Annotated in this window: 22 protein-coding genes; 10 read left to right on the top strand and 12 right to left on the bottom strand. The window is 69.7% G+C overall.

Annotation, left to right across the window (positions count from 1 at the left end; all coding sequences use genetic code 11):
* Positions 1-24 precede the first annotated feature (24 nt).
* The gene (locus LBW94_RS09660; protein ID WP_225059672.1) at positions 25-234 is read left to right on the top strand and encodes a hypothetical protein; all 210 of its coding nucleotides are present in this window, start codon (positions 25-27) and stop codon (positions 232-234) included.
* A gap of 157 nt (positions 235-391) precedes the next feature.
* Here LBW94_RS09660 and LBW94_RS09655 read toward each other — a convergent pair whose 3' ends face one another.
* Entirely contained in the window at positions 392-1,282 is an 891-nt protein-coding gene (locus LBW94_RS09655; protein WP_225059671.1) for a helix-turn-helix domain-containing protein, read from the bottom strand.
* A 96-nt stretch (positions 1,283-1,378) separates the two neighbouring features.
* Entirely contained in the window at positions 1,379-1,609 is a 231-nt protein-coding gene (locus tag LBW94_RS09650; protein ID WP_225059670.1) for a DUF397 domain-containing protein, read from the bottom strand.
* Between the two features lie 373 nt (positions 1,610-1,982).
* Here LBW94_RS09650 and LBW94_RS09645 point away from each other — a divergent pair, with 373 nt between their 5' ends.
* Complete coding sequence (locus tag LBW94_RS09645) at positions 1,983-2,180, top strand: hypothetical protein (RefSeq protein ID WP_225059669.1); 198 nt, start codon at positions 1,983-1,985, stop codon at positions 2,178-2,180.
* 329 nt (positions 2,181-2,509) lie between these two features.
* Here LBW94_RS09645 and LBW94_RS09640 read toward each other — a convergent pair whose 3' ends face one another.
* On the bottom strand, positions 2,510-3,409 hold the full coding sequence (locus tag LBW94_RS09640) for an SAM-dependent methyltransferase (protein ID WP_225059668.1): 900 nt from the start codon (positions 3,407-3,409) through the stop codon (positions 2,510-2,512).
* A 158-nt stretch (positions 3,410-3,567) separates the two neighbouring features.
* Between LBW94_RS09640 and LBW94_RS09635 the strand changes: the two genes are divergently transcribed.
* A complete protein-coding gene (locus tag LBW94_RS09635; RefSeq protein WP_225059667.1) occupies positions 3,568-5,574 on the top strand; it encodes an APC family permease in 2,007 nt (668 codons plus the stop codon).
* On the opposite strand, the gene LBW94_RS09630 is transcribed toward LBW94_RS09635, so the two are convergent.
* Positions 5,564-5,980, bottom strand: coding sequence for a MarR family winged helix-turn-helix transcriptional regulator (locus tag LBW94_RS09630; protein WP_225059666.1), 417 nt, complete (start codon positions 5,978-5,980; stop codon positions 5,564-5,566). The two genes, LBW94_RS09635 and LBW94_RS09630, sit on opposite strands and share 11 nt — an antisense overlap.
* 50 nt (positions 5,981-6,030) lie before the next feature.
* Here LBW94_RS09630 and LBW94_RS09625 point away from each other — a divergent pair, with 50 nt between their 5' ends.
* Positions 6,031-6,792 (top strand): SDR family oxidoreductase, encoded by a 762-nt coding sequence (locus tag LBW94_RS09625; protein WP_225059665.1) that lies wholly within the window; start codon positions 6,031-6,033, stop codon positions 6,790-6,792.
* Positions 6,793-6,910: 118 nt separating this feature from the next.
* Complete coding sequence (locus LBW94_RS09620; RefSeq protein WP_225059664.1) at positions 6,911-7,768, top strand: glycosyltransferase; 858 nt, start codon at positions 6,911-6,913, stop codon at positions 7,766-7,768.
* Here the strand turns inward: LBW94_RS09620 and LBW94_RS09615 are convergent.
* Positions 7,716-9,176, bottom strand: a complete 1,461-nt coding sequence (locus LBW94_RS09615) for an amino acid permease (RefSeq protein ID WP_225059689.1) — start codon at positions 9,174-9,176, stop codon at positions 7,716-7,718. The two genes, LBW94_RS09620 and LBW94_RS09615, sit on opposite strands and share 53 nt — an antisense overlap.
* Before the next feature lie 118 nt (positions 9,177-9,294).
* On the opposite strand from LBW94_RS09615, the gene LBW94_RS09610 reads away from it, so the two are divergent.
* From LBW94_RS09610 to LBW94_RS09600, 3 genes are all read left to right on the top strand, one after another.
* Complete coding sequence (locus LBW94_RS09610; RefSeq protein WP_225059663.1) at positions 9,295-9,765, top strand: MarR family winged helix-turn-helix transcriptional regulator; 471 nt, start codon at positions 9,295-9,297, stop codon at positions 9,763-9,765.
* A 79-nt stretch (positions 9,766-9,844) separates the two neighbouring features.
* The gene (locus tag LBW94_RS09605) at positions 9,845-10,432 is read left to right on the top strand and encodes an isochorismatase family protein (protein WP_225059662.1); all 588 of its coding nucleotides are present in this window, start codon (positions 9,845-9,847) and stop codon (positions 10,430-10,432) included.
* Between the two features lie 251 nt (positions 10,433-10,683).
* The gene (locus tag LBW94_RS09600) at positions 10,684-11,163 is read left to right on the top strand and encodes a nitroreductase family deazaflavin-dependent oxidoreductase (RefSeq protein ID WP_225059661.1); all 480 of its coding nucleotides are present in this window, start codon (positions 10,684-10,686) and stop codon (positions 11,161-11,163) included.
* Between the two features lie 6 nt (positions 11,164-11,169).
* Here LBW94_RS09600 and LBW94_RS09595 read toward each other — a convergent pair whose 3' ends face one another.
* Both LBW94_RS09595 and LBW94_RS09590 read right to left on the bottom strand, forming a co-directional pair.
* Positions 11,170-11,655: a universal stress protein gene (locus tag LBW94_RS09595; RefSeq protein ID WP_225059660.1), complete on the bottom strand. Its 486-nt coding sequence runs from the start codon at positions 11,653-11,655 to the stop codon at positions 11,170-11,172.
* A 70-nt stretch (positions 11,656-11,725) separates the two neighbouring features.
* Positions 11,726-12,637 carry a dienelactone hydrolase family protein gene (locus tag LBW94_RS09590; protein ID WP_225059659.1) on the bottom strand — a complete coding sequence of 304 codons (912 nt, stop codon included), beginning with the start codon at positions 12,635-12,637 and terminating at the stop codon, positions 11,726-11,728.
* A 306-nt stretch (positions 12,638-12,943) separates the two neighbouring features.
* Between LBW94_RS09590 and LBW94_RS09585 the strand changes: the two genes are divergently transcribed.
* Positions 12,944-14,365 carry an ammonium transporter gene (locus LBW94_RS09585; protein ID WP_225059658.1) on the top strand — a complete coding sequence of 474 codons (1,422 nt, stop codon included), beginning with the start codon at positions 12,944-12,946 and terminating at the stop codon, positions 14,363-14,365.
* Positions 14,366-14,533: 168 nt separating this feature from the next.
* On the opposite strand, the gene LBW94_RS09580 is transcribed toward LBW94_RS09585, so the two are convergent.
* Both LBW94_RS09580 and LBW94_RS09575 read right to left on the bottom strand, forming a co-directional pair.
* Positions 14,534-14,974, bottom strand: coding sequence for a MarR family winged helix-turn-helix transcriptional regulator (locus LBW94_RS09580; RefSeq protein WP_225059657.1), 441 nt, complete (start codon positions 14,972-14,974; stop codon positions 14,534-14,536).
* Positions 14,964-16,340 carry an MFS transporter gene (locus LBW94_RS09575; protein ID WP_225059656.1) on the bottom strand — a complete coding sequence of 459 codons (1,377 nt, stop codon included), beginning with the start codon at positions 16,338-16,340 and terminating at the stop codon, positions 14,964-14,966. The genes LBW94_RS09580 and LBW94_RS09575 overlap by 11 nt, the downstream gene beginning before the upstream one ends.
* Positions 16,341-16,497: 157 nt before the next feature.
* Between LBW94_RS09575 and LBW94_RS09570 the strand changes: the two genes are divergently transcribed.
* Complete coding sequence (locus LBW94_RS09570; RefSeq protein WP_225059655.1) at positions 16,498-16,845, top strand: hypothetical protein; 348 nt, start codon at positions 16,498-16,500, stop codon at positions 16,843-16,845.
* A 3-nt stretch (positions 16,846-16,848) separates the two neighbouring features.
* On the opposite strand, the gene LBW94_RS09565 is transcribed toward LBW94_RS09570, so the two are convergent.
* The 3 genes from LBW94_RS09565 to LBW94_RS09555 form a co-directional block, all read right to left on the bottom strand.
* Positions 16,849-18,912, bottom strand: a complete 2,064-nt coding sequence (locus LBW94_RS09565) for a neutral/alkaline ceramidase (RefSeq protein WP_225059654.1) — start codon at positions 18,910-18,912, stop codon at positions 16,849-16,851.
* A gap of 463 nt (positions 18,913-19,375) precedes the next feature.
* Positions 19,376-19,936 carry a hypothetical protein gene (locus LBW94_RS09560; RefSeq protein ID WP_225059653.1) on the bottom strand — a complete coding sequence of 187 codons (561 nt, stop codon included), beginning with the start codon at positions 19,934-19,936 and terminating at the stop codon, positions 19,376-19,378.
* A gap of 263 nt (positions 19,937-20,199) precedes the next feature.
* On the bottom strand, positions 20,200-21,030 hold the full coding sequence (locus LBW94_RS09555; RefSeq protein ID WP_225059652.1) for an alpha/beta fold hydrolase: 831 nt from the start codon (positions 21,028-21,030) through the stop codon (positions 20,200-20,202).
* Positions 21,031-21,098: the final 68 nt, after the last annotated feature.

Raw genomic sequence — 21,098 nt, 5'->3', positions numbered from 1 at the left:
TTGGACCTCGGCCGAATCGGAATCATGAGCCGAACCGACAGACACGACAGTTCGCGGGAATCCGCGACCCGATTCGTCATCGATGCCGTCGAATCCACCGGCGCGGCCAGCCGCGACGACTTCGACATCGACCGCATCGTCACCACCGCACACAGCCTGGTCAACGACTGGGACATCCAGATCATGCCGCCGGAAGCGTTCTGGCGCATCGCATCCACCTGCATCAAGCAGTAGGCCCGCCGCCGTGGGTGGCACCCCCCGACCGGCCGCTGCCACCCCCCGCAGATTCACCACGCGCACAACGCATTTCACTGCGCCGGGAGCCCACTCCCCCGGCGCGCCGACGGTGGGCCGCTCCGGGCCCGGGCCACACACCCGGACCCGCCGAATCTCAGCCCAGCTCGTCGAGCGTCTTCTGCAACAGCCGCCGCGACCGTTCCGGCGCCTCGGCCTGGACGCTCAGCCGGTCCATGACCTGCCGGTACAGCTCCAGCTCCGACTGCTTGTCGAGATACAGCGCGCTGGTGAGCTGCTCCAGATACACGATGTCCGGCAGTTCGGGCTCCGCGAAACGCAGCATGGTGAACGAACTGCCCACTGCCGCATGGCCACCCGCGGCGAACGGCAGCACCTGGATGGTGATGTTCGACCGGTGCGACATGTCGATCAGATGCTGCAACTGCGCCCGCAGCACCTCGGTACCGCCGGTCGGCCGGTGCAGCACCGCCTCGTCGACGACGGCCCACAGCGTGGGGGCGCCGGGCCGGTCCAGGATCTCCTGCCGCCGTTTGCGCAACTCCACCCGGCGGGTGGTCTCCACGTTCTCGTGCCCGAGGGCGACGACGGCGCGGGCATAGTCCTCGGTCTGCAACAGCCCGGGGACCACCTGACCCTCGAAGGTACGAATGGACTTGGCGGCGTGCTCCAGTCCGAGATAGGTCTCGAACCAGGGTGGCAGCAGATCGCTGTAGCGATGCCACCACCCTGGCTGATTCGCCTTGCGAACCAACTCCAGGAACGTCTCGCGCTCGTCGGCGTCCGCGACGCCGTACAGCGTCAGCAGATCGCGGATGTCGCGCTCCTTGAAACCGGTCCGCCCGAGTTCGAGCCGGCTGATCTTGGCATGGGAACCACGGATGTGGTCACCCGCTCGTTCGCGTGTGATACCCGCCTGCTCGCGCAACTTGCGCAGTTGCCCGCCGACCGCGATACGCAATGCGGTCGGACCGCGGTCCGCGACAAGCGATTCCACACGGCCGATCCGGACGGGTTCTGCGATCATGAGGTTCTACTCCGATGCTCGACTGATCATCGGCAGTGAGGGCCACAACCGCCTCGTCGCGAACCACACCGCGCCGAATGCCAATGTTACCGCCCCCTAGGCGAGATCGTCGAATTCCCCACTCTTTGCTCCGCGCAGAAACGCATCGATCTCCGGACGGGTGTAGACCAGCACCGCACCTTCGGGGTCCCGCGAATTCCGCATGGCCACCAGACCGTTCGCCAGATCGGCGACTTCCACGCAGTTTCCGCTCGGATTGCTGAAGGTGCTCTTGCGCCACTTCATTTCGGACGTACGACCGATCCCAGCCGCTGCCTTCTCCGACATCAGAGTCTCCATCCTCTCGGACCCCGGGCTGTCCGCCTGCTGCGGAACCTCGGGTTTTTGCATCTGTTCTCGCAACTGTTCTTGCATTTGAGCGGAACGACATCACGATAGCACGGTGATCGGCCCGGGATCGAGCCCTCGATCAGACGAAAACTGATGTGCGGCAAGCAGTTTGATCTTGGTCTCGGATACCCGCTTCCGGTTTGCCGCAAACCTACCGTACCGAGACGCACTGTGCAGATGTACTTGCATTTGCACAATGCAGCTCCCTAGACTCGAGGACGACGCGACCGGCCGACACGTCAACGGCTTCCGGATCGGCCGGCGTCGGCGTCGGCACCGTCACCCATCTCGCACAGGTCAGAGGTTTCCGGTGAACCAGCGTCTGTATCAGCCCGGTCCATCCGAATCGAACAGCGGCGTCGAGGGATTCGACGACTGCGGGACAGAGCCGGGCAATCTCACCTTCCGCAGAGCGCGGAACATCCTGCACGCCCACGATCGTCATCTCGGTTGCCGGCAGTGGATCGCCGCGGCCGCATATCTCTCGGCCGGCCTCGACGACGAGTGACCGGCCGCCGGACCGGCGCCGTCCGCGCTGCGCGGGCGGCGGCGTCCGCGCGCGCGTGTGTTCCCTATATAGGAGCCGGCATTTCGCGCCGATCCGGGCGCGCGCGGGTGCGGCGGCTGCTGCGCAATTGCAGCGACCGGCCGGACGAGCAGTGGGAAATCACAATGAGGACACGGCGATTTGCACCGTTCCGGCGATTGCCGCGGCCGGTGCATCGAATTTGCCCCATTACCGGATCACCTCGATTGCGCGGCGGCCGCATTCATCGGCGGCGCCACGGCGGGCGCGCCGGAATACGCCGATCGAATCCCGGACATCGCCGCGCCGGATCAGGATCGGATCGCGGTCACCAAACTGATCAGCGAAGTCACCAGGGCCGCCGACGGATCCGGTGACGGCGGCGTCCGGCCCAGTGCGCGGATGTACGCGTCGACCTCGGTGCGCTCGGCGACCCAGGCGTGGTCGGCGAACCATGCCGCGGCCTCGCTGCGCGGCTCGTTGTAGATCAGCTGCACCCATTCCGCGCGGCCGTGATCGGTCTGGTCGGCGTACGACCGCATCTCCTCGATCGCCGCCGGGGTCAGCATCGCGGTCTGCTCGACCGCCACCCGGCTGCCGGGCGCGCTGAGCGCGTCGATCGACTCGAACAACCGGTCCTGGGCGGCGGCGGGCAGGTACGGCAGCAGCCCCTCGGCCAGCCAGGCCGTCGGGCGGGACCGGTCGAAGCCGCCGTCGCGCAGCGCGCGCGGCCAGTCCTCGCGCAGATCGACGGCCACCTCCCGGCGCCGCGCCCGCGACATCCCACCGGCGGCGGCCAGGGCCTTCGCCTTGAAGTCCAGTACCGGGGCCCGGTCCAGCTCGTACACCACGGCATCGTCCGGCCAGGACAGCCGGTAGGAGCGGGCGTCCAGCCCCGCGGCCAGGATCACGACCTGCCGGATCCCCGCCGCCACCGCGACATCGCAGAAGTCGTCGAAGTACCGGGTCCGGGCCGCCAGATACAACCGGAATCCCGCGCCGAATCCGGGATCGATGAGCGGATGCTCGGCGACCAGGCCGTCGAGCAGGTCCTCCCACTCGCGCCCGGCGGCCCGCACGAAGGCCTCGGCGAACGGATCGGTGATCAGCGGATCCGGCTCGCGGGAGGCAAACGCGCGGCCGGCCGCCACGAACAGCGCGGTGGAGCCGACACCGGAGGTGATGTCCCAGGAGTCTCCCTCGGTACGCATGATCTTGAAAGTACCGGCGATCCGGGCCGGCGCGCCGCGACACTCTCCGCCCGTCACCAAGCCGGTATCCGAAACTTCTCCGGCCTCGGCCGGACTTCACCGGCATTCCTCGCATGCCGATGTCCGGACCTGTTCCCGATCGGCCTAGGCTCACCCTCGTGGTTTCACCGATCGATGTCGCCAAGCGCCTGGTCCTCGGGCGGCCGTTCCGCAGTGACCGACTCGGTGAGACGTTGCTGTCCAAGCGGATCGCCCTGCCGATCTTCGCCAGCGATCCGTTGTCCTCGGTGGCCTACGCGACCCAGGAGATCCTGCTCATCCTGACGCTGGCCGGGGTCGCCTACCTGAACCTCACCTGGTGGGTGGCCGCCGGCGTGGTGGTGCTGCTGGCGGTGGTGGTGCTGTCCTACCGGCAGGTGGTGCAGGCGTATCCGTCCGGCGGCGGATCGTACGAGGTCGTCGCGGAGAATCTCGGGCCGACCGCGGGCCTGGTGGTGGCCGCGGCCCTGATGGTCGACTACATCATGACGGTCGCGGTGTCGGTGGCCTCCGGCGTCGACAACATCATCTCGGCCGCGCCGGGCCTCAACCACTACCGGGTCGTCATCAATCTCGGCGTCGTCGTCTTCCTCACCGCGATGAATCTGCGCGGGGTGCGGGAGTCCGGGCGGCTGTTCGCGATCCCCACCTACGCCTTCGTGGCCGGAGTGCTGGTCATGACCGCGCTCGGGCTGGGCAGCACCGCGTTCGGGCACGCGCCGGTCGCCGAGAGCGCGAACTACCAGATCCAGCCGCAGCAACTCGGGCTGTCCACGGCCGCGGTGGCGTTCCTGCTGCTGCGGGCCTTCTCCTCCGGCTGTACCGCGCTGACCGGCGCCGAGGCCATCTCCAACGGCGTGCCGGCGTTCCGGAAACCGAAGGCGCTGAACGCCGCGCGGACCATGACCGCGATGGGCGTGCTGGCCATCACCATGTTCGCGGGCGTCACCGCGCTGGCGATGATCTCCAAGACCAAGGTCACCGAGAACACCTGCGACCTGATCGGCTTCCACGGCAACTGCGAGACCGACGCGCAGAAGACCGTCATCGCGCAGATCTCGGCGGCGGTGTTCGGCGGGCACAGCGTGGCCTTCTACTACCTGATGGTGTGCACCGCGCTGATCCTGATCCTGGCGGCCAACACCGCCTACAACGGCTTCCCGCTGCTGAACTCGATCCTGGCGCAGCGCCGCTACATGCCGCGGCAGTTGCACACCCGCGGCGACCGGCTGGCGCTGTCCAACGGCATCATGATGCTGTCGCTGGTCGCGGCGGGGCTGCTCTACGCCTTCCACGGGTCCACCACCCGGCTGATCCAGCTCTACATCGTGGGCGTGTTCACCTCGTTCACGCTCTGCCAGGCCGGCATGGTCCGGCACTGGAACCGCGAGCTGCGGACCCTCCGGTCCGAGGGGAACTCCGCCGGGCCGGAACGAGCGCGCATCCATCGGGCCCGGATCATCAACGCGTTCGGGTCGTGTTTCACCGGCGTCGTCCTGGTCGTCGTGATGATCACCAAATTCACGCACGGCGCCTATCTGGTGGTGTTCGCGATCCCGGTGCTGGTGCTGATCATGTACGCCATCCACCGGCACTACTCCCGTGTCCGCGACGAACTGACCATCGCACCCGACGACGAGGAGACGCTGCCGACCCGGGTGCACGCGGTGGTGCTGGTGTCGGGCTGGCACAAGGCGACCCGCCGCGCGGTGCAGTTCGCCCGCGCCACCCGGCCGGACGTGCTCACCGCCATCACCGTGAACGTCGACGACTCCGACACCCGCGAGCTGACCCGGGACTGGGAGCGCGCCGGGGTGCAGATCCCGCTGAAGGTGGTGGAATCGCCCTACCGCGAGATCACCCGCCCGGTGGTCGACTACATCAAGCGGGTGCGGCAGGCCCGGCCGCGCGATGTGGTCGCGGTCTACATCCCCGAATACGTGGTGGGCCGCTGGTGGGAGAACCTGCTGCACAACCAGAGTTCGCTGCGGCTGAAGGCGCGGCTGCTGTTCGTGCCGGGCGTGATGGTGACCAGCGTGCCCTACCAGCTGCATTCGTCCGACGGGCACAGCGACGAGCGGGTGCAGCACACGCCGGGCGAGGTCCGGCGCGGCATCACCGGCTGAGCATCCGGGCCAGCGGGGCCAGGCGGTCGCGCTCGCCGGGGGTGAGCGCCGACAGCCGGGCGGTGATCGCGGTGTCGAGGGCGTCGCGGATGCGGGTGCGTAGTTCGTCACCGGCGGTGGTGAGCCGGATCCGGGTGATCCGGCGGTCGTGCCGGTCGGGGGCGCGGTCGAGCACTCCGCGCTGCTGCAACCGGTCGACCATGCCGGTGACATTGGTCTTGTCGCAGCCGAGCCGGGCGGCCACCTCGCCGAAGGACGGTTCCTGCCGGCTGAGCAGGCACAGTAGCTGGGTCTGCTGGCTGGTCAGGCCGAACTGCCGCGCGACCTCGGCGTAGAGCACCGCGGTCTCGCGGTGCAGGGTCATCGCCGCGGTGACCAGGTCCGCGGCGGCCTCGTCACCACTCATGCCGCACAGTCTACGTGCTCGACTGTTGACATCCTCCTCTTTATTGGTTGATGATCTCGACTATCGAGAAGCTCTACTTCAGGGAGGACACCATGACGGTCGCACTGATCACCGGGGGTTCGCGCGGGATCGGGGCCGCGATCGCCCGCCGGCTCGGCGCCGACGGCGTGCGGGTGGTGGTCAACTACCGCGAGAATGCCTCCGCCGCAACGGATGTGGTGGCCGATATCGAGGCCGCCGGTGGCGCCGCGGTGGCCGCGCGCGGCGATGTGGCCGATCCGGCGCAACTGCTCGGCCTGTTCGATCTCACCGAAGGCACCTTCGGTGGGCTCGACATCCTGGTGGTCAATGCGGGCACGGCCCGGTTCGCGCCGATCGCCGACACCACCGACGCGGATTTCGACACGATGTTCGCGATCAACACCCGCGCGACCTTCGTCGCGCTCCGAGAGGCCGCGCGGCGCATCCGTGACAACGGCCGGATCGTGGTGGTCTCCAGCGGTTCGACGGTTACCGGGCGGCCCGGGGCCGGCGCGTACGCCGCCAGCAAGGCCGCCGTCGAGCAGTTGGTGCGCGCGGCCGCCGCCGAGCTCGGCCCGCGCGGGGTCACGGTCAACAGCGTGCGACCCGGCGCCACCCGCACCGATGCGCTGCGGGTGGACGCGGCGGCGCTCGCACGACTGGCCGCCGAGGTGCCGCTGCGGCGGATCGGCGAGCCGGAGGACATCGCCGCCGTCGTCGCCTTCCTGGCGTCCGCCGACGGCGGCTGGATCACCGGTCAGCACCTGCACGCGGGCGGCGGCTTGTTCTGAGCTATCAAGCGCCACAGGTGATTTCGGTCACCGGCTTTCCTTCAAAGCATGATTCGCGGGTACTCCGGTTGCATGACCGACGGGGCAACTCGAGAATCTGCCCTGAGGAGGGCAGCAGGTGCACAATCCCGATACACCCATCGTGCTGTCGGTCGTCGTCCCCGCTCTCGACGAAGCGACGGCGATCGTGGCCACCCTGGATCGGCTGGTCGCCCAGCAGGCCGTCGACGAGGTGATCGTCGTCGACAACGGCAGCACCGACGGCACCCAGCGGATCGTCCGCGACTATCAGGCCGGGCAGCCGAAGGTGGTGCTGGTCGAGGAGAGCCGGCGCGGCGTCGCGCAGGCCCGCAACACCGGATTGGACGCGGCGCGTGGCGATTTCATCGCCCGCACCGACGCCGACACCCGCGTGGCCGAGAACTGGGGTGCGGTGATCCGCGGCTATTTCACCGAACATCCCGACACTGCCGCGCTCACCGGCCTCACCACCTATTACGACTCACCGGTGGGATTCCTGCTGAAACTGGGCTACCGCATCCAGATCCGGCGCGGGAAGCTGGGCGGGCAGGTCGGCAACATGCACGGCCCCAACATGGCCGTCCGCCGCACCGCGTGGCAGCAGGTCCGCGAGGACACCTCCACCAGACCGGACGTGATCGACGACCTGGATCTGGCGCTGTGCCTGTGCAAACGGGGCCTGCGCATCGATCAACTGCTGGACATGCTGGCCGAGACCTCGGCCCGCCGCCGCCACACCAGTCCGCGGCGCTGGTGGGACTTCCAGCTCAGCGGCCTGCGGACCATCCAGGAGCAGGGCTTGCAGGTGCTGCCCTACCACCGATTCTTCGTCGTGATGGCCTGGTTCGCGCACACCGTGCAATGGCCGCTGTACCGGTGCTGGGATTTCGACCGCCGCCGGTTCACGCTGCGCCGCCGGGCCGCCCGGGCCTTCCCGCTCGCCCGGCCGAGCTGACCTCCGGTTCCGCTTGCCGCGCAGAGCGATTCACGATCGGATAGCCCGCGCACAGCAGCGCCGCCCAGATCGCCCCGACGATCAGGGCGGTGCGCCCGCCGTCGGTGCGGAACAGCAGCACGACCACCAGCGCCAGGAAGGCCAGCGCGACGACAGTGGTGACGGGGGCGCCCGGTAGCCGGTAGTCCGCGGCCGGCAGCGCGCCGCGGCGCACCCGGCCGCGATAGATCCAGTGGCACACCAGGATCACCGCCCACACCACGATGATGCCGACCGTGCTCACCGAAGTGATGTAGGTGAAGGCCCGATCCGGGGAGAGCACGTTGACGATCACGCCGATCACCATCACCGCCGCCGACACCGTGATGCCCGCCCACGGCACCTGCCGCCGGCTCAGCCCGCCGAGCGCGGCCGGCGCCTCACCGCGCGACGCCAGGCTGCGCAGCATCCGGCCGGTGGAGTACAGCCCCGAATTGCAGGACGACAGCGCGGCGGTGAGCAGGACGAAGTTGATGATGCCCGCCGCACCCGGAATGCCGATCTCGGCGAACACCTCCACGAACGGGCTGCGACCGGCGTGGAAACTGCGCCAGCTCGCCACCGACATGATCACCACCAGCGCGCCGACGTAGAACAGGCCGATGCGCAGCGGCAGCGAGTTGATCGCCTTGCGCAGCGTGCGTTTCGGATCGTGCGCCTCCCCCGCGGTGACCCCGACCAGTTCCACGCCGACATACGCGAAGACCACGATCTGCAAGGCCAGCAGCGCCTGCCCGAACCCGTGCGGGAACACCCCGCCGTCGGCCCACAGATTGCGGACCGTCGGATTCGGCGCGTGGCCGACGTGGAACGCCAGCACCGCGATACCGATCGCGATCATCGCCAGGATCGCGGTGACCTTGATGGTGGAGAACCAGAACTCGCCCTCGCCGAACAGCCGCACCGAGATCAGATTGGCCACGAACAGCACGCCGAGCACCACCAGCGCGGTGATCCACTCCGGAATCGCGAACCAGTAGCGCACATACTTCCCCGCCACCGTGATCTCGGCCATGCAGGTGGACGCCCACACCGCCCAGTAGGTCCAGCCGGTGGCGAAACCCGCGAAGCGGCCGAGGAATTCGTTGGCGTACTCGGCGAAGCTGCCCGACACCGGGCGGTAGGTGAGCAGCTCCCCCAGCGCTCGCATGATCACGAAGATGACCAGCCCGGCCGCCAGATAGCAGAGGATCAGCGCCGGGCCGGCCTGCTCGATGGCCCCACCGGAACCGTAGAACAGCCCGGTCCCGATCGCGCCGCCGATGGCGATCATCTGGATGGTCCGCGGGGTCAGCCCGCGCCGATAGCCCTCGCCGCCCGCACCCGGCACGGCGGCCGCGACCGCGCCGCCTCCTGCCTCCCGGTTCATGGTCATGGTCGGCACGCTACCGCCCGGCTACGACAGAATCGCGTCCGGCTCGCAGCGCCCCTTCCCGATTAAGACAGGCAAACTTGCAAGTTTTCCTGCCCTTCCCTACGCTGGGCCCGTGCCCGAATCAACTCCGGCGAACCCGCCGGAATCCGCTCCGCACACCCCCGAGCAGGTCGCGGCCGCCGCCACCGAGCTGCGGGTGGTGGCCGGTCGGCTGCTGCGGCAATTGCGCGCGGCGCGCGCCGATTCGGAGCTCACCATGTCGCAGGCGGTGGTCGTCGGCAGGCTCGCGGAGGGTCCGTCCAGCGTCGCCGATCTCGCCCGCGCCGAACGGGTACGGCCGCAATCCATGCGGGCCACCCTGGCCGTGCTGGAAGAACTCGGCCTGATCACGCGCACACCGCACCCGACCGACCAGCGCAGCGTGCTGATCTCGCTCACCGAATCCGGTCACCGGCTGCGGCGCGCGACCGAGGACGCCAAACAGAGCTGGCTCACCCGGACCATGTCCGAGCGGCTGACCCCCGGCGAACTGGACCGCCTCACCAAGGCGGTCGACCTGTTGCGCCGGCTCGTCGAGCCCTGATCCGCGCGTTCGGATCGGGCTCGGCCCCAACACCTTTCACCCATATCAACACGCAGCACCGATACCGGAGGATTCCACCGTGACCGCACCCCTGCTCGACCCTGCCACCGCCCTGGTCGTCATCGATCTCCAGCGCGGCATCGTCGGCGCCCCCACCGTGCCGAATCCGATCGAGGACGTCATCGCCCGCAACGTCGAACTGACCACGGCCTTCCGCGCCCGCCGGCTGCCGGTCGTACTGGTCCGGGTCAGCTTCGCCGCCGACGGCGGCGACGTCCCGCCCGGTCGCACCGCCGGCCCGAGCCGCGGCGGCGCCCTGCCCGCCGACTTCGACGTGCTGATCGACGAACTCGACGTCCAGCCCACCGACATCATCGTCACCAAGCGCAACTGGGGCGCCTTCTACGGCACCGACCTGGACCTGCAACTGCGCCGCCGCGGCGTCACCGGCATCGTGCTGACCGGCGTCGCCACCACCTACGGCGTCGAATCCACCGCCCGCTCCGCCCACGAGCACGGCTACCACGTGGTCGTCGCCACCGACGCGATCGCCGACCGCACCGCCGAAGGCCACGAACACGCCGTCACCCGTATCTTCCCCGCGCTGGGCCGCACCGCCACCACCTCCGAGATCCTGGCCGGCCTGCCCGCGACCGTCGACGCCTGACGCACGGCCCGATCCGGACAGCCGAGGCCCGGTCCGCCCCGGCACAGCCGAATAAAATTCATCTCGGTAACGTTCGACCCGACGTGCGAACGGGCTGCGAGTACCGCCGGGCGGAGACCGTTCCGGTCCACCTCCGGGCCGGGATCCACGGGGCCGAGGCCGGTGGCCGTCCCCGGAACCCTCGAGCGCGAACAGGCCCTGCCACACCGTGGTGGCGGCCGAATCATCCTGTCAGAGAGGCGGATCCAGTCGTGCCGAAGAATCCTCTCCGCGCGCTGGGGCGGGCGATCGCCAATCGCCCCGCGGCGATGCGGGCGGCCCCGCTGATCATCCGGGTCGAGCGGTTCGTGCGGCGGCTGACCGGCGGCAAGCACGGCGTGCTCGACGTGGCCGGGCTGCCGTCGATGGAGTTGACCGTCACCGGCCGCAAGTCCGGTGTACCGCGCACGGTGTCGCTGCTGTACGTGCCAGACGGCCCCGGCGCCTACCTGCTGGTGGGCTCCAACTGGGGCAGGCCCGGCCACCCCTCCTGGTCGGCCAACCTCAACGCCGCCGACCGCGCCGAGATGCACAGCGGCGGTGACCGTTTCGAGGTCAAGGTGCGGCGGCTGACCGGCGACGAGCGGGACCGGGCCTGGCACCGGGCCACCACCTACTGGCCCGGCTACCTGATGGAGCAGCGCCTCGCCGGCGACCGCCGTTTCCGGCTCTACGAGCTGACCCGGATCTGAACCGGCTCACGGCACGACGGTGACCGGCCAGCGGCCCGCCTTCACCAGGCGGACCGCCACCGAGCCGACGAAGCGGTGGCCGGCGTGCTCGGACGCGCCGACCATCACCGCGTCGGCCTTGAGTTCGTCCGCGGCGCGGGCCAATTCGGCGTACGGGTCGCCGCGGCGGGTGAGGAACGTCCACGGCACCGTGAACACGTCCCGGACCTCGTCGGTGCGCCGGCGCAGCTCCTGGGCCAGGTCCTGCGCCACGTCCGCGGTGACGCTGCGGACGTCGACGCCGTAGGCGCCGGCCATCGTCAGCAGCGGTTGCACGTAGACCAGCGCCAGTTGCGCGCGCTGCCGGCGGGCGGCCCCGGCGGCATAGGCGGCGGCCCGCCACGAGGAGTCCGAACCGTCCAGGCCGACCATGATCACACGGGGGCCGTCGGTGCCCAGTTCGAAACCGGATTCGGCGATGGGCGCCCACTCCGGCGTCCGCTCCTCGGTCATGATCCGAGCTTAGAACAGACCGCCGGTTCCGGATCGCGGCGGTATGCCCGATTCACCGACGGGCACCGGGTCAGCCGAGATACTTGCCGTACCAGTCCCCGACCCGCCGCCACGCCTCCGCGGCGCCCGCCGGGTTGTAGCGTGCGCCGGTGTCGTTGAAGAAGGCGTGATCGGCGCCCTCGGCGACGAAGACGTCGTGCGGCAGGCCCGCCTTCTCCAAGGCGGCGATCGCGGCCGGGCGGGTGGCGCCGACACGCTGGTCGAGCCCGCCGTAGATCGCCAGTACCGCCGCCTCGGCCTGGGACAGATCACCGCCGTCGGGGAACGGGCCGTAGAACGGGGTCGCCGCGGCCAACTCCGGGGTGCCGTGCGCCAGCAGCAACCAGACCAGCCCGCCGCCGAAGCAGAATCCGGTGGCGCCCAGCTTCTTTCCCGGCAGCCGCCGCCCGAGTTCGGCCACGCCCGCCTGCAGGTCCGCGACGAAGCGGTCCTGCGGGATCTTGCCCAGCGCCGCGGTGGCGGCCGCGGTGTCGGTGAAACTCGCGGTGCCGCCCTCCTCCGACAGCAGGTCGACCGCGAGCGCGGAGTACCCGGCGCCCGCGAACCGTCCGGTCACCGAGCGGATGTGGTCGGTGAGCCCGGTGTTCTCGTGGATGACGAGGACACCGCCGCGCGGCTGCTTCGCCTCCGCCCACGCCCCCTGTACCGTCCGGCCGTCGGGGCCGGGGAAGGTGACCGGCGCGGTGGGCAGCGCGGCGGCGGATCCGGGCGGCGCCGAGGTGGCGGCGGAGGTCGGTGCGGCAGTGGATGTTCCGGTCACGGCGGTATCGGAGTTGTTCGAACAGGCGGCCAGCAGCGCGACGGCGGCGGGTGCGCTCAGGCCGAGCAGGCCCAACCGGCGCAACGCCTCCCGGCGTCCGACCAGACCGTCGGCGTGATCGTGGGCGATTTCCTCGGCGATATAGCGCTGCAAGGGCTCCATGCCCCACACCCTAGGAGCCGGGCCCGGCCCGGTCGAGGGACGCGCCGTGGCGCCGCTGTGATCGACAGCGACCTCACAGGTGATCTTGCCGCACAGCGGAATTCACAACGGCGCGCCGGAGAGACACCCAGACTTTACGGCGGCTAACATCCCCGAAACCTGCCCTGTCCAGACTTTAGCTCACCGTTTGTGATCCGTCCCACGTCCGATCCGTCCCACGTCCAGGGCCACAGACGTCGAGCTCCATCCAAGGGGGCGGCCCCGCGCGACGAGCCCGCCCGAGTGTCGGCAGAGAGGGCGCCGATCATGAATCCCTATCCCGATTGGCTCAACCCGGGCGACAACGCCTGGCAGTTGGTGGCCGCCACGCTCGTCGGGCTGATGAGCATCCCCGGTATCGCCATCCTGTACGGCGGTCTGGTGCAACGGAAATGGGCCGTCAACACCATGCTCATGGCCTTCACCGGGTTCTCCCTGGTGCTGGTGGTCTGGGTGCTGTGGGTGTTCAAGATGGGCTTCGGTGAACCGCTGAAGCTCGGGCCGGGCATCCTGCGCGCGGCCGTCGGCGTCCCGCACACGATACTCGGCACCAGCAATCAGAATCAGGCGTCGATTCCGCTGGTCCAGGGCCTGATGCCGAACTTCAGGTTCAGTGAGACGACACTCGCCTACTTCCAGTTCGTGTTCGCCGGGATCACCCCGTTGTTGTTCCTGGGCAGCGTGATCGGGCGGATCAACTTCAAGGTCTGGCTGCTGTTCGTGCCGCTGTGGTCGACCTTCGCCTACGCCGTCAACGCCATGCTGATCTGGGGCGGCGGCTGGTGGGCGCAGATGGGTGCGCTGGACTACTCCGGTGGTTACGTGATCCATTTGGCCGCAGGCACTTCCGGCTTCGTCGCCGCCGCGGTGATCGGCCCCCGGCTGGCCCGGGACCGGCAGCACGCGGCACCCAACAACCTGCCGATGGCCGCCGCCGGGGCCGGCATCCTGTGGCTGGGCTGGAACGGCTTCAACGGCGGCGACATGTACTTCTCCGGCGCCAATGCCTCACTGGCCGTGATCAACACCAACCTGGCCACCGCCGTCGCGCTGCTCACCTGGGTGGTCTGGGACATGCTCGCCGGGCCGCAGCGCAAGCCGACCTTCCTCGGCGCGGTCAACGGCATGATCACCGGCCTGGTGGCGATCACCCCGGCCGCCGGCTTCGTGAACAGCTTCGGCGCCCTGATCATCGGCGTGGTCGGCGCGACCCTGGTGTGGTTCTCCTGGAACAAGCTGGGCCGCACCAAACTGTTCAGCAAGGTGGACGACGCGCTCGGTGTGGTGCACACCCACGGCGTGGCCGGTCTGGCCGGCGGTCTGCTGGTCGGCGTGCTGGCCGATCCGAAGGTGACGGTGTACTTCGGCAACGGAAAGGACGTGCAGGACTTCACGACCAGCGGCTGGCTCTACGGTCATCACCCGAAACAGCTGCTGTGGCAGGCGGGTGCGGCGCTCACCGTCATCGTGTGGGATGCCTTCGTCACCTTCGTACTGCTGCGTTTCCTCGGCCTGTTCATGAAGTTGCGGATGGACGACGCGACACTGGAATCCGGCGATCTGGCGGTGCACGACGAGGAGGCGTACCCGGACGAGAGCCTGATCTCCGCGCACAGTGTCCCGGCCGCCGCGCCACCGACGGCCGCCACCGACGGGAAAGCCGCTGCGGCGGAACCTGTTTCGGGCTGACGCCGAACCCGCCCCGGGCCGGCCGAGTGGAATCGGCCACAGCCCCGGGCGGAATCGGTCACGGGCCGAGGCGGATTCGTCTCGGCCCGGCCGACGGCACGAGCACAGGCGGTGACCGGTCGCGGACCGGTCACCGCCTGTTCCCGCCTCCGAAGCGCTTGCACCGCTTCAGCTCTCGATCCTGCGCAGCAGATCGCGCAGGGTGCGCAACTCCGCCGGGGACAGTCGCGCCAGCGCCGCCGGTGGCGGGTCCGGGGTGGCGAGCGCCTCGGCCAGCACCAGCTGCCCGGCGGTGGTGATGGACACCAGCTTCGAGCGCCGATTGCCCGGATCGATCTCGCGCACCACCAGTCCGCGCTCCTCCAGATCGTTGACGGTGACCGTCGCCGCGGGCGGATCCATCGCCGCCGCGCGGGCCAGATCCTTGACCGTCATCGGCCCCTGCGCGATCCGGCGCAGCACGCGGATCCGGCTGAACGCCATGCCCGTTCGATCGACCACCGCTCGCTTCCACTGATCCCGGCTGTCGGCGACGGCATGGGTGAGCAGCGCCCAGACCTCCTCGCCGAGTTCCGGATCGGAGTCCGGCGCCGCGGGCTCATACGGCATGGCTGGGAACCTTCTGTTCGAGCAGTGGGGCGACGCGTTCGCGGGAGCGCAGCGCCCAGTCGGTGCTCGCGGCGACACCCAGTGCGACGATACCGGCGGCGAGCGCGCCCAGCACCCACCACAGCCCGGTATCGGAGAGCACCCCGGCCAGCGCCACCCCGATGCTGACCCCGACCTGACGGCTGGTGGACGCCACCGCCGAGGCCGCCCCGGACCGATCGGCGGGCATCCCGCTCACCGCCGCCGTGGTGATCGGCGCGTTCACCAGGCCGAATCCGGCGCCGAGCACCGCGAACACGATCAGCAGCCACCACACCGGGGTGGTGGGGTCCAGCCGGGTCAGCGCCAGGGCGGCGGCCGCCATCAGCACGCCCGCGGCCACCAGCGACGGCCGGGTGCCGTAACGCCCCACCAACCGGCCCGACAACGGCGAGCAGACCAGCATCCCGAGCCCCATCGGCAGATACAGCAGCCCGGTGTGCACGGCCGAGAAGTGCCGTGTGCCTTGCAGATACATCGAGGCGGTGAACAGGAATCCGCCCAGTCCGGCGAAGGCGAACACGGCCGTCACGGTGGCCGCGGTGAACGGGAAACTGCGGAAGAACCGGGGGTCGATGAACGGCGAGGCGTGCCGCCGCTCGGCCCAGAGGAAGGCGGCGAGCGCGAGCGCGGTCACCACGAAGATCAGCGGCTTGCGCTCGATGAGCCCGAACACCAGGGTGAACATCACCACCATCGCCAGCAGCTGACCGGCCGGATCCACCCCGCGCCGGCGCGCGGACTTCGATTCCGGCACGAACACGGTGGTGAGCACGAAGGCCAGCAGGCAGATCGGCAGATTGATCCAGAACACCGACCGCCAGCCGAACGCCCCGATCAGGACGCCGCCCACCATCGGACCCATCGCGGTGGAGATACCGACCACCGCACCCCACACCCCGATCGCGCGGGCCCGCTCGACCCGCCCGGTGAACACCGTGGTGATGATCGACATCGCCACCGGATTGAGCATCGACCCGCCCACGGCCTGCGCGAACCGCGCGCCGATCAGCACCTCCACAGTGGGCGCGAGGCTGCACAGCAGCGAGCCCAGCGCGAACACGGCCAGGCCGATGCGGAACACCAGTTTCCGGCCGAAGCGATCGGCGGTGGCGCCGGACAGCAGCAGCAGGCTGGCCAGGGTGAGGGTGTAGGCGTCGATGATCCACTGCAACCGCGACAGCGGGGCATGCATCTCGGTGCGGATCGTGGGGATCGCGACGTTCACGATCGTCGCGTCCATCGACACGATCAGCAGGCTGAGGCAGCACGTCAGCAGGACGACGGCCTTGCCGCGGGCACTCAGGTCCGAAACAGTTGTATGCACACAACTATTGTGAGTAGACAACTATCCGAAGGCAAGACCCCGGGCCCGCTGTGCCGCAGATCACCGGCGAGCCCGGACGCCGCGAGTCCGCTGTTTGTCACTTCACCGCCCGGGTATTGGCTGAAGAGAGCGTTCCAGGACAACGTTGGAGTGAACAATGATTATTCTCATCGGATTGATTCTGCTGATCGCGGCGATCGTGGTCGGGGCCTCGGCCATCGCCGCCAACAACGATCAGGCCCACATGCTGACCGGCCATTTCACCATCTTCGACCACGCGTTCAGCGGCTCCCAGGGCCAGCTGTTCGCGGCGGGTGCGGGGGTGGGCGCGGTCGCGATGCTGGGCCTGGTGCTGCTGCTCGGCGGCGCGTTCGGCACCTCGCGCAAGCACGCGCAGACCCGCCGGGAGCTGCGCAAGTCGCGGCGGGAGATGACCGCCGCGCAGCGCGATGTGAGCAAGCCGGTCGCCAAGCCCGCCAAGTCCGCCGCGCCCGCGGCGAGCTGACCCCTACCGATCGATCGTGAATTCCGGTGAGGCGCCGGTGAATCGAGTCACCGCGCCACCGGAATCACGGCTGTCTCCGGTGTATTCGATCCGATAGCGGCCGGCGGCCGTGCCCGCGGGAACCGTCCACCTGATCTCGATCAGCGAGGCGGCGGGCTGGCCGTCCGGCCGCGACCAGTGCAGTTCGGTACACCAGTCGTTGTCGTCGAACACCCGGGCCCAGTCGCCGCCTGCCTGCTGCTGTACCTCGAAATACGTTCCGCCGGTGTGCAGATCGTTGTTCGGATGAGCGCCGGCGAAGGTGACCGACACGGTCTGCCCGGCCGCCGCGGACGGCGGCGGCGCGGCCACCACATCCCCGAATCCGTGCCCGGCGGCGGGCACGTCCGGCGGCACCGCCGGCAGCAGATCCGGTTGCGGGCCCGAGGTCCAGTCCAGCGGCGCCGGGCCCCGGCCCGGATCCACCCGGGCGGCCAATGCCCGTGCCAGCCGGTCGAATTCCTGCATGTAGGCCGACAGCGTCCAGCGGCCGAACAGCGTCTCCCCGCCCTCGTACTGCTGCGACGCGTACTCCTCCGGCGTGGTCACGTAGCCGCAGTAGCCGTTGGCGTAGCCCTGCATCAGCACATTGCCCAGCGGCACACCCAGCGCGCGGGCCACCAGCCGCCGGATCCGCAGCCCGGACACCACCGTGTACTCGGCCGGCCCGGAGGCCAGCACCAGATCACCGATCCGCACGATCTGGATCGGCACCACCAGCGGCACCCACGGCCGCGGCGGCAGGATACCCAGCGGGACCGCGATCAGCTTGGGCGCCTGGGCATCTCGCATCCACTGCTCGATCGGCGCGGACACGCCGCCGAGCGCGGACACCACCGGGTTCGTCTCTCCCTCGAACAGGAAGGGCAACTGGGTGTTCCAGTTGTCCTCCGAACTGGTGGCCGCGGCGGCCGCGCCCATCATCGCCGGGGTGGTGCGGGCCGGTTTGCCATCGGGGGTGTAGTCGCCGTCGATCGCGGTGTCGCCCATGTTCACATAGCGCAGGACCGCGTCCACCCCGCCGACGGCCATCGCCCGCGCGCCCGCGAACGCCGCCCGACCGGCCTGATACTGCCGCTCCCCGATCAGCGCGCAGTTGACGCGGTCGTCCTCCGTCGGCCCGGTCGGATGCCACGGGCGCACATCCAGATTGGGGGTGATGTCGCCCGCGTTGGTCTGCGCGAAGGCGGCCACGAAGGCCGCCGGGCCGGCGCCGGGCCGCATGCCCCTCTCGTCGTGCTCCCAGCGATAGCTGGCGTAGCCCTTGTTGTCCGCCGAGATCAGGGTGTTGTGGTCGGTGAGCGAGGTGCCGTGGGTGGCGAACCAGGTGATCGCGCCGACGTCCCGGCCACCCTGGCGCAGCCGCAGCACCGTGACCGCCGGGTCGACGGCGTCGGGGAATTCGGCCTTGTCCTCCGGCGGGTTCAGTTCGAACGCCACCCGGGACCGGTTGGCGCCGGCGTCGTGCAGTTCGCCGTGCCCGAGCAGCACGGTGCCCGGTGCCAGCCGGTCGTGCGCGGCCACGACGGCGGCGACGATCCCGCTCACCTCGGCCTCGTGCGAATTGCGCCGGAATCCGTAGGCGGCCAGCGAATAGGCGTACTCCCGGGCCGTGCCGCCGCAGGAGTTGTGATTGTGGGTGGCGTTGAGATTGACGTTGCGCTCGGTGTACAGATCACCGAAACGCTGTGCGAGCCGCTGCAACACCGCCAGATGCACGGACTGGAACAGGCACGCGATGTCGGCGTTGACGAACACCACCCGCCCGCCGGTGATCCGGTCCACGATCACGTACGCGCGCGCCCAGCAGCGGCTGAGCAGACCGGTGGCGACCTGGTCCAGCTCCGAGTAGCCCATCATGCCCTGCCCGGCGACGGCGCCGGTGACGTCGGCCATGCCACAGCCGATCAGATAGTCCTGGCCGTCACCGGTCGCCGGTGCGGCCGGGGCGGCGCCGGCGGCGGCGATGCCGGCCACGCCCAGGGCAGCGGTGGTACCGGCCAGCACGGATCGCCGGGAAACCGTCACGGGGCAGCTCCTTCGGGTGGGATTGGAACCTGTTCCGGCCGAAATCTCTGCACGCACCATACTGGTCGTCTGACCAGTACGCCACTTTTCCACCGCGGACCCCCGCATCCCCACTGTCCGAGACAGCTGTTCACCGATTCGCCCTTGTATCGAAACCTGCCGCGGCGGCATGATCGGTGCCGGTCCCCCGATAAAGACAAGCGCCCGGCAGGATCGGTCCCCTTGATCCTGCCGAGCGCTCGGCGTTCGATCGTTCCCCGGGCAAGCCCCCGACCCGTCGTCCGGCGGTCGCGTGACCCGGTGAATCACGAACGATCAAAAGTTAACGCCCACCGAACCCATACACAATTGCCGAGTCCGAACTCTAGGCCAGTTCGAGGTCGATTGGCAGTTGTCTCCCAGTCTGCGTACAGAACTGACAGACGTTTCCCAGGTGCGCCACGCCAATGAGCGTGCTAGATCATCAGCGAGTCGCGCGGGGCGGGTCGATCCGGGTGATCACCGTGGTCCCGTCGCGCAGACCGACACTGACCAGCTGCCGATAGGTCCGGCTGGTGTGGTCCGGGCGCGATTCGGTGATGACGACATCGAACCGGCCGTCCGGCAACGGGGTGATCTGCACACAGTGATGGGTGCCCACCGGGACGGTCGCGATGCCGGCGTCGATGGTCTGCGCGGTCGACACCCAGGCATCGGGGGCGGTCGCCGCGCGCGCCACGGCGCCGGACCGGTCCACGTAGTAGGCGTGCTGGAAGGCCAGGATCGCATCCGCCCCGGAGCCGGTGGACCCGATACCGTTGCCCCGCACCACTTCCGGCGAGCGCACCGGCTCACAGCCGGGGCCGCCGCCCAGCGCGAGATCGGCGGTGCTGGCCATGGTCGCCGGCGCCGCCTGCTGCATGCGGATCTCGAGCGACAGCACCACCCCGCCGACCACGGCGGCCGTCCCGACCACCGCGGCCGAGCCGACCAGCATCCGGCGGCGCCGTCCCGGCCGCGCCTGCGGCTGGGACGCGGGAATCATCCCGGGCCAGATCACCTGTGGCGCATCGTCGACGCGCCCCCGGCGCCGCCGACGGCGTCCGCCACGCGCCACCGACGCCAATGGTCCCCCGGACCTCGCCCCCCTGCGCTGCCCTGTCATGGCCCCACCGAACCCCTCTCCGATGTGTGACCGGTCGGTATCCACCGTCAAACATGTTGTCCTGGAACAACATTTTCACATTTGCGCCGTTCGCGCGCGGCAAATGGGCAGGCCGACGCCGATTTCCGCGCGCGACCAGCGGCTCAGCGCACCCGCAGCGGACCCGGCCGGGCGGCGCCGGAGACCGATTCCAGGAATTCCTCGAGTTCGGCGTTGAACGACAGCGGGCGCTCCAGGCTGGGCGTGTGACCGGAGTCGGCGACCACGGCCAGGCGGCTGCCCGGCACGAGGCCGGCCAGCTCCGCGGCGAGTTCGCCCCGGTCGAAGGAGTCCTCCGCACCCACCACGACCAGGCTCGGCACGGTCAGCGCGCGAGCGACGGCGGTGTAGTCGCCGCGCTCGGCGCGCCCGCGCAGGACCGCCGCCGCGCCTTCGGGATCCGCGGCCGCCATCATGGTGAGGGCGTGCTCCACCACCGACGGACGGTCGCGGATCGTGCGCGCGCCGAGCAGGTGCGGCAGGAACTCCTCGGCGTACTCGTCGACCCCCTCGGACTCCAGCCGATCGGCCAGCGCCAGGCGCTCGGCGCGGACCACCGGGCTGTCGACTCCAGCCGAGGTGCCCGACAGCACCAGGGCGGTGAGCCGATCCGGATGCGAGCCCGCGAAATCCAGGGCCACCTGACCGCCGATCGAATATCCGGTCACCGTCGCCGTCTCGGCACCCACGGCGTCGAGCACCGCGGTCAGCGCGACCGCGTGGGCGGTGAGGGGAATGGTGCCCGGGACCGGTTCGCTGTCGCCGAAGCCCAGCAGATCCACGCACAGCACCCGGTAGCCGAGCGGCACGAAGTGCACGATCTGCGGTAGCCACATGCTCTTGTCGAGCAGGAAGCCGTGGACGAACAGCAGCACCGGTCCGGCGCCGTGGTCGGTGTAGCCGACCGTTCCGTGGGGGGTGGCAACTGCTCGCATCGTTTCTCCGCTGACGCTGCGAAGGGGGGCATTTCGCCCCGCACGTTAACACCCGAACGGCGCTCGCG

This window comes from Nocardia sp. alder85J (genome assembly GCF_020176955.2).
GTDB lineage: Bacteria > Actinomycetota > Actinomycetes > Mycobacteriales > Mycobacteriaceae > Nocardia.
This window is presented reverse-complemented; position numbering and strand designations above follow the sequence as displayed.

What these genes read in the sequence shown, in the direction of transcription:
- LBW94_RS09655 (WP_225059671.1), bottom strand. Translation starts at nt 1,282, where the DNA reads ATGATCGCAGAACCCGTCCGGATCGGCCGTGTGGAATCGCTTGTCGCG.
- LBW94_RS09585 (WP_225059658.1), top strand. Translation starts at nt 12,944, where the DNA reads ATGAATCCCTATCCCGATTGGCTCAACCCGGGCGACAACGCCTGGCAG.
- LBW94_RS09615 (WP_225059689.1), bottom strand. Translation starts at nt 9,176, where the DNA reads ATGAACCGGGAGGCAGGAGGCGGCGCGGTCGCGGCCGCCGTGCCGGGT.
- LBW94_RS09560 (WP_225059653.1), bottom strand. Translation starts at nt 19,936, where the DNA reads ATGATTCCCGCGTCCCAGCCGCAGGCGCGGCCGGGACGGCGCCGCCGG.
- LBW94_RS09640 (WP_225059668.1), bottom strand. Translation starts at nt 3,409, where the DNA reads ATGCGTACCGAGGGAGACTCCTGGGACATCACCTCCGGTGTCGGCTCC.
- LBW94_RS09650 (WP_225059670.1), bottom strand. Translation starts at nt 1,609, where the DNA reads ATGTCGGAGAAGGCAGCGGCTGGGATCGGTCGTACGTCCGAAATGAAG.
- LBW94_RS09595 (WP_225059660.1), bottom strand. Translation starts at nt 11,655, where the DNA reads ATGACCGAGGAGCGGACGCCGGAGTGGGCGCCCATCGCCGAATCCGGT.
- LBW94_RS09570 (WP_225059655.1), top strand. Translation starts at nt 16,498, where the DNA reads ATGATTATTCTCATCGGATTGATTCTGCTGATCGCGGCGATCGTGGTC.
- LBW94_RS09590 (WP_225059659.1), bottom strand. Translation starts at nt 12,637, where the DNA reads ATGGAGCCCTTGCAGCGCTATATCGCCGAGGAAATCGCCCACGATCAC.
- LBW94_RS09625 (WP_225059665.1), top strand. Translation starts at nt 6,031, where the DNA reads ATGATCTCGACTATCGAGAAGCTCTACTTCAGGGAGGACACCATGACG.
- LBW94_RS09660 (WP_225059672.1), top strand. Translation starts at nt 25, where the DNA reads ATGAGCCGAACCGACAGACACGACAGTTCGCGGGAATCCGCGACCCGA.
- LBW94_RS09555 (WP_225059652.1), bottom strand. Translation starts at nt 21,030, where the DNA reads ATGCGAGCAGTTGCCACCCCCCACGGAACGGTCGGCTACACCGACCAC.
- LBW94_RS09580 (WP_225059657.1), bottom strand. Translation starts at nt 14,974, where the DNA reads ATGCCGTATGAGCCCGCGGCGCCGGACTCCGATCCGGAACTCGGCGAG.
- LBW94_RS09630 (WP_225059666.1), bottom strand. Translation starts at nt 5,980, where the DNA reads ATGAGTGGTGACGAGGCCGCCGCGGACCTGGTCACCGCGGCGATGACC.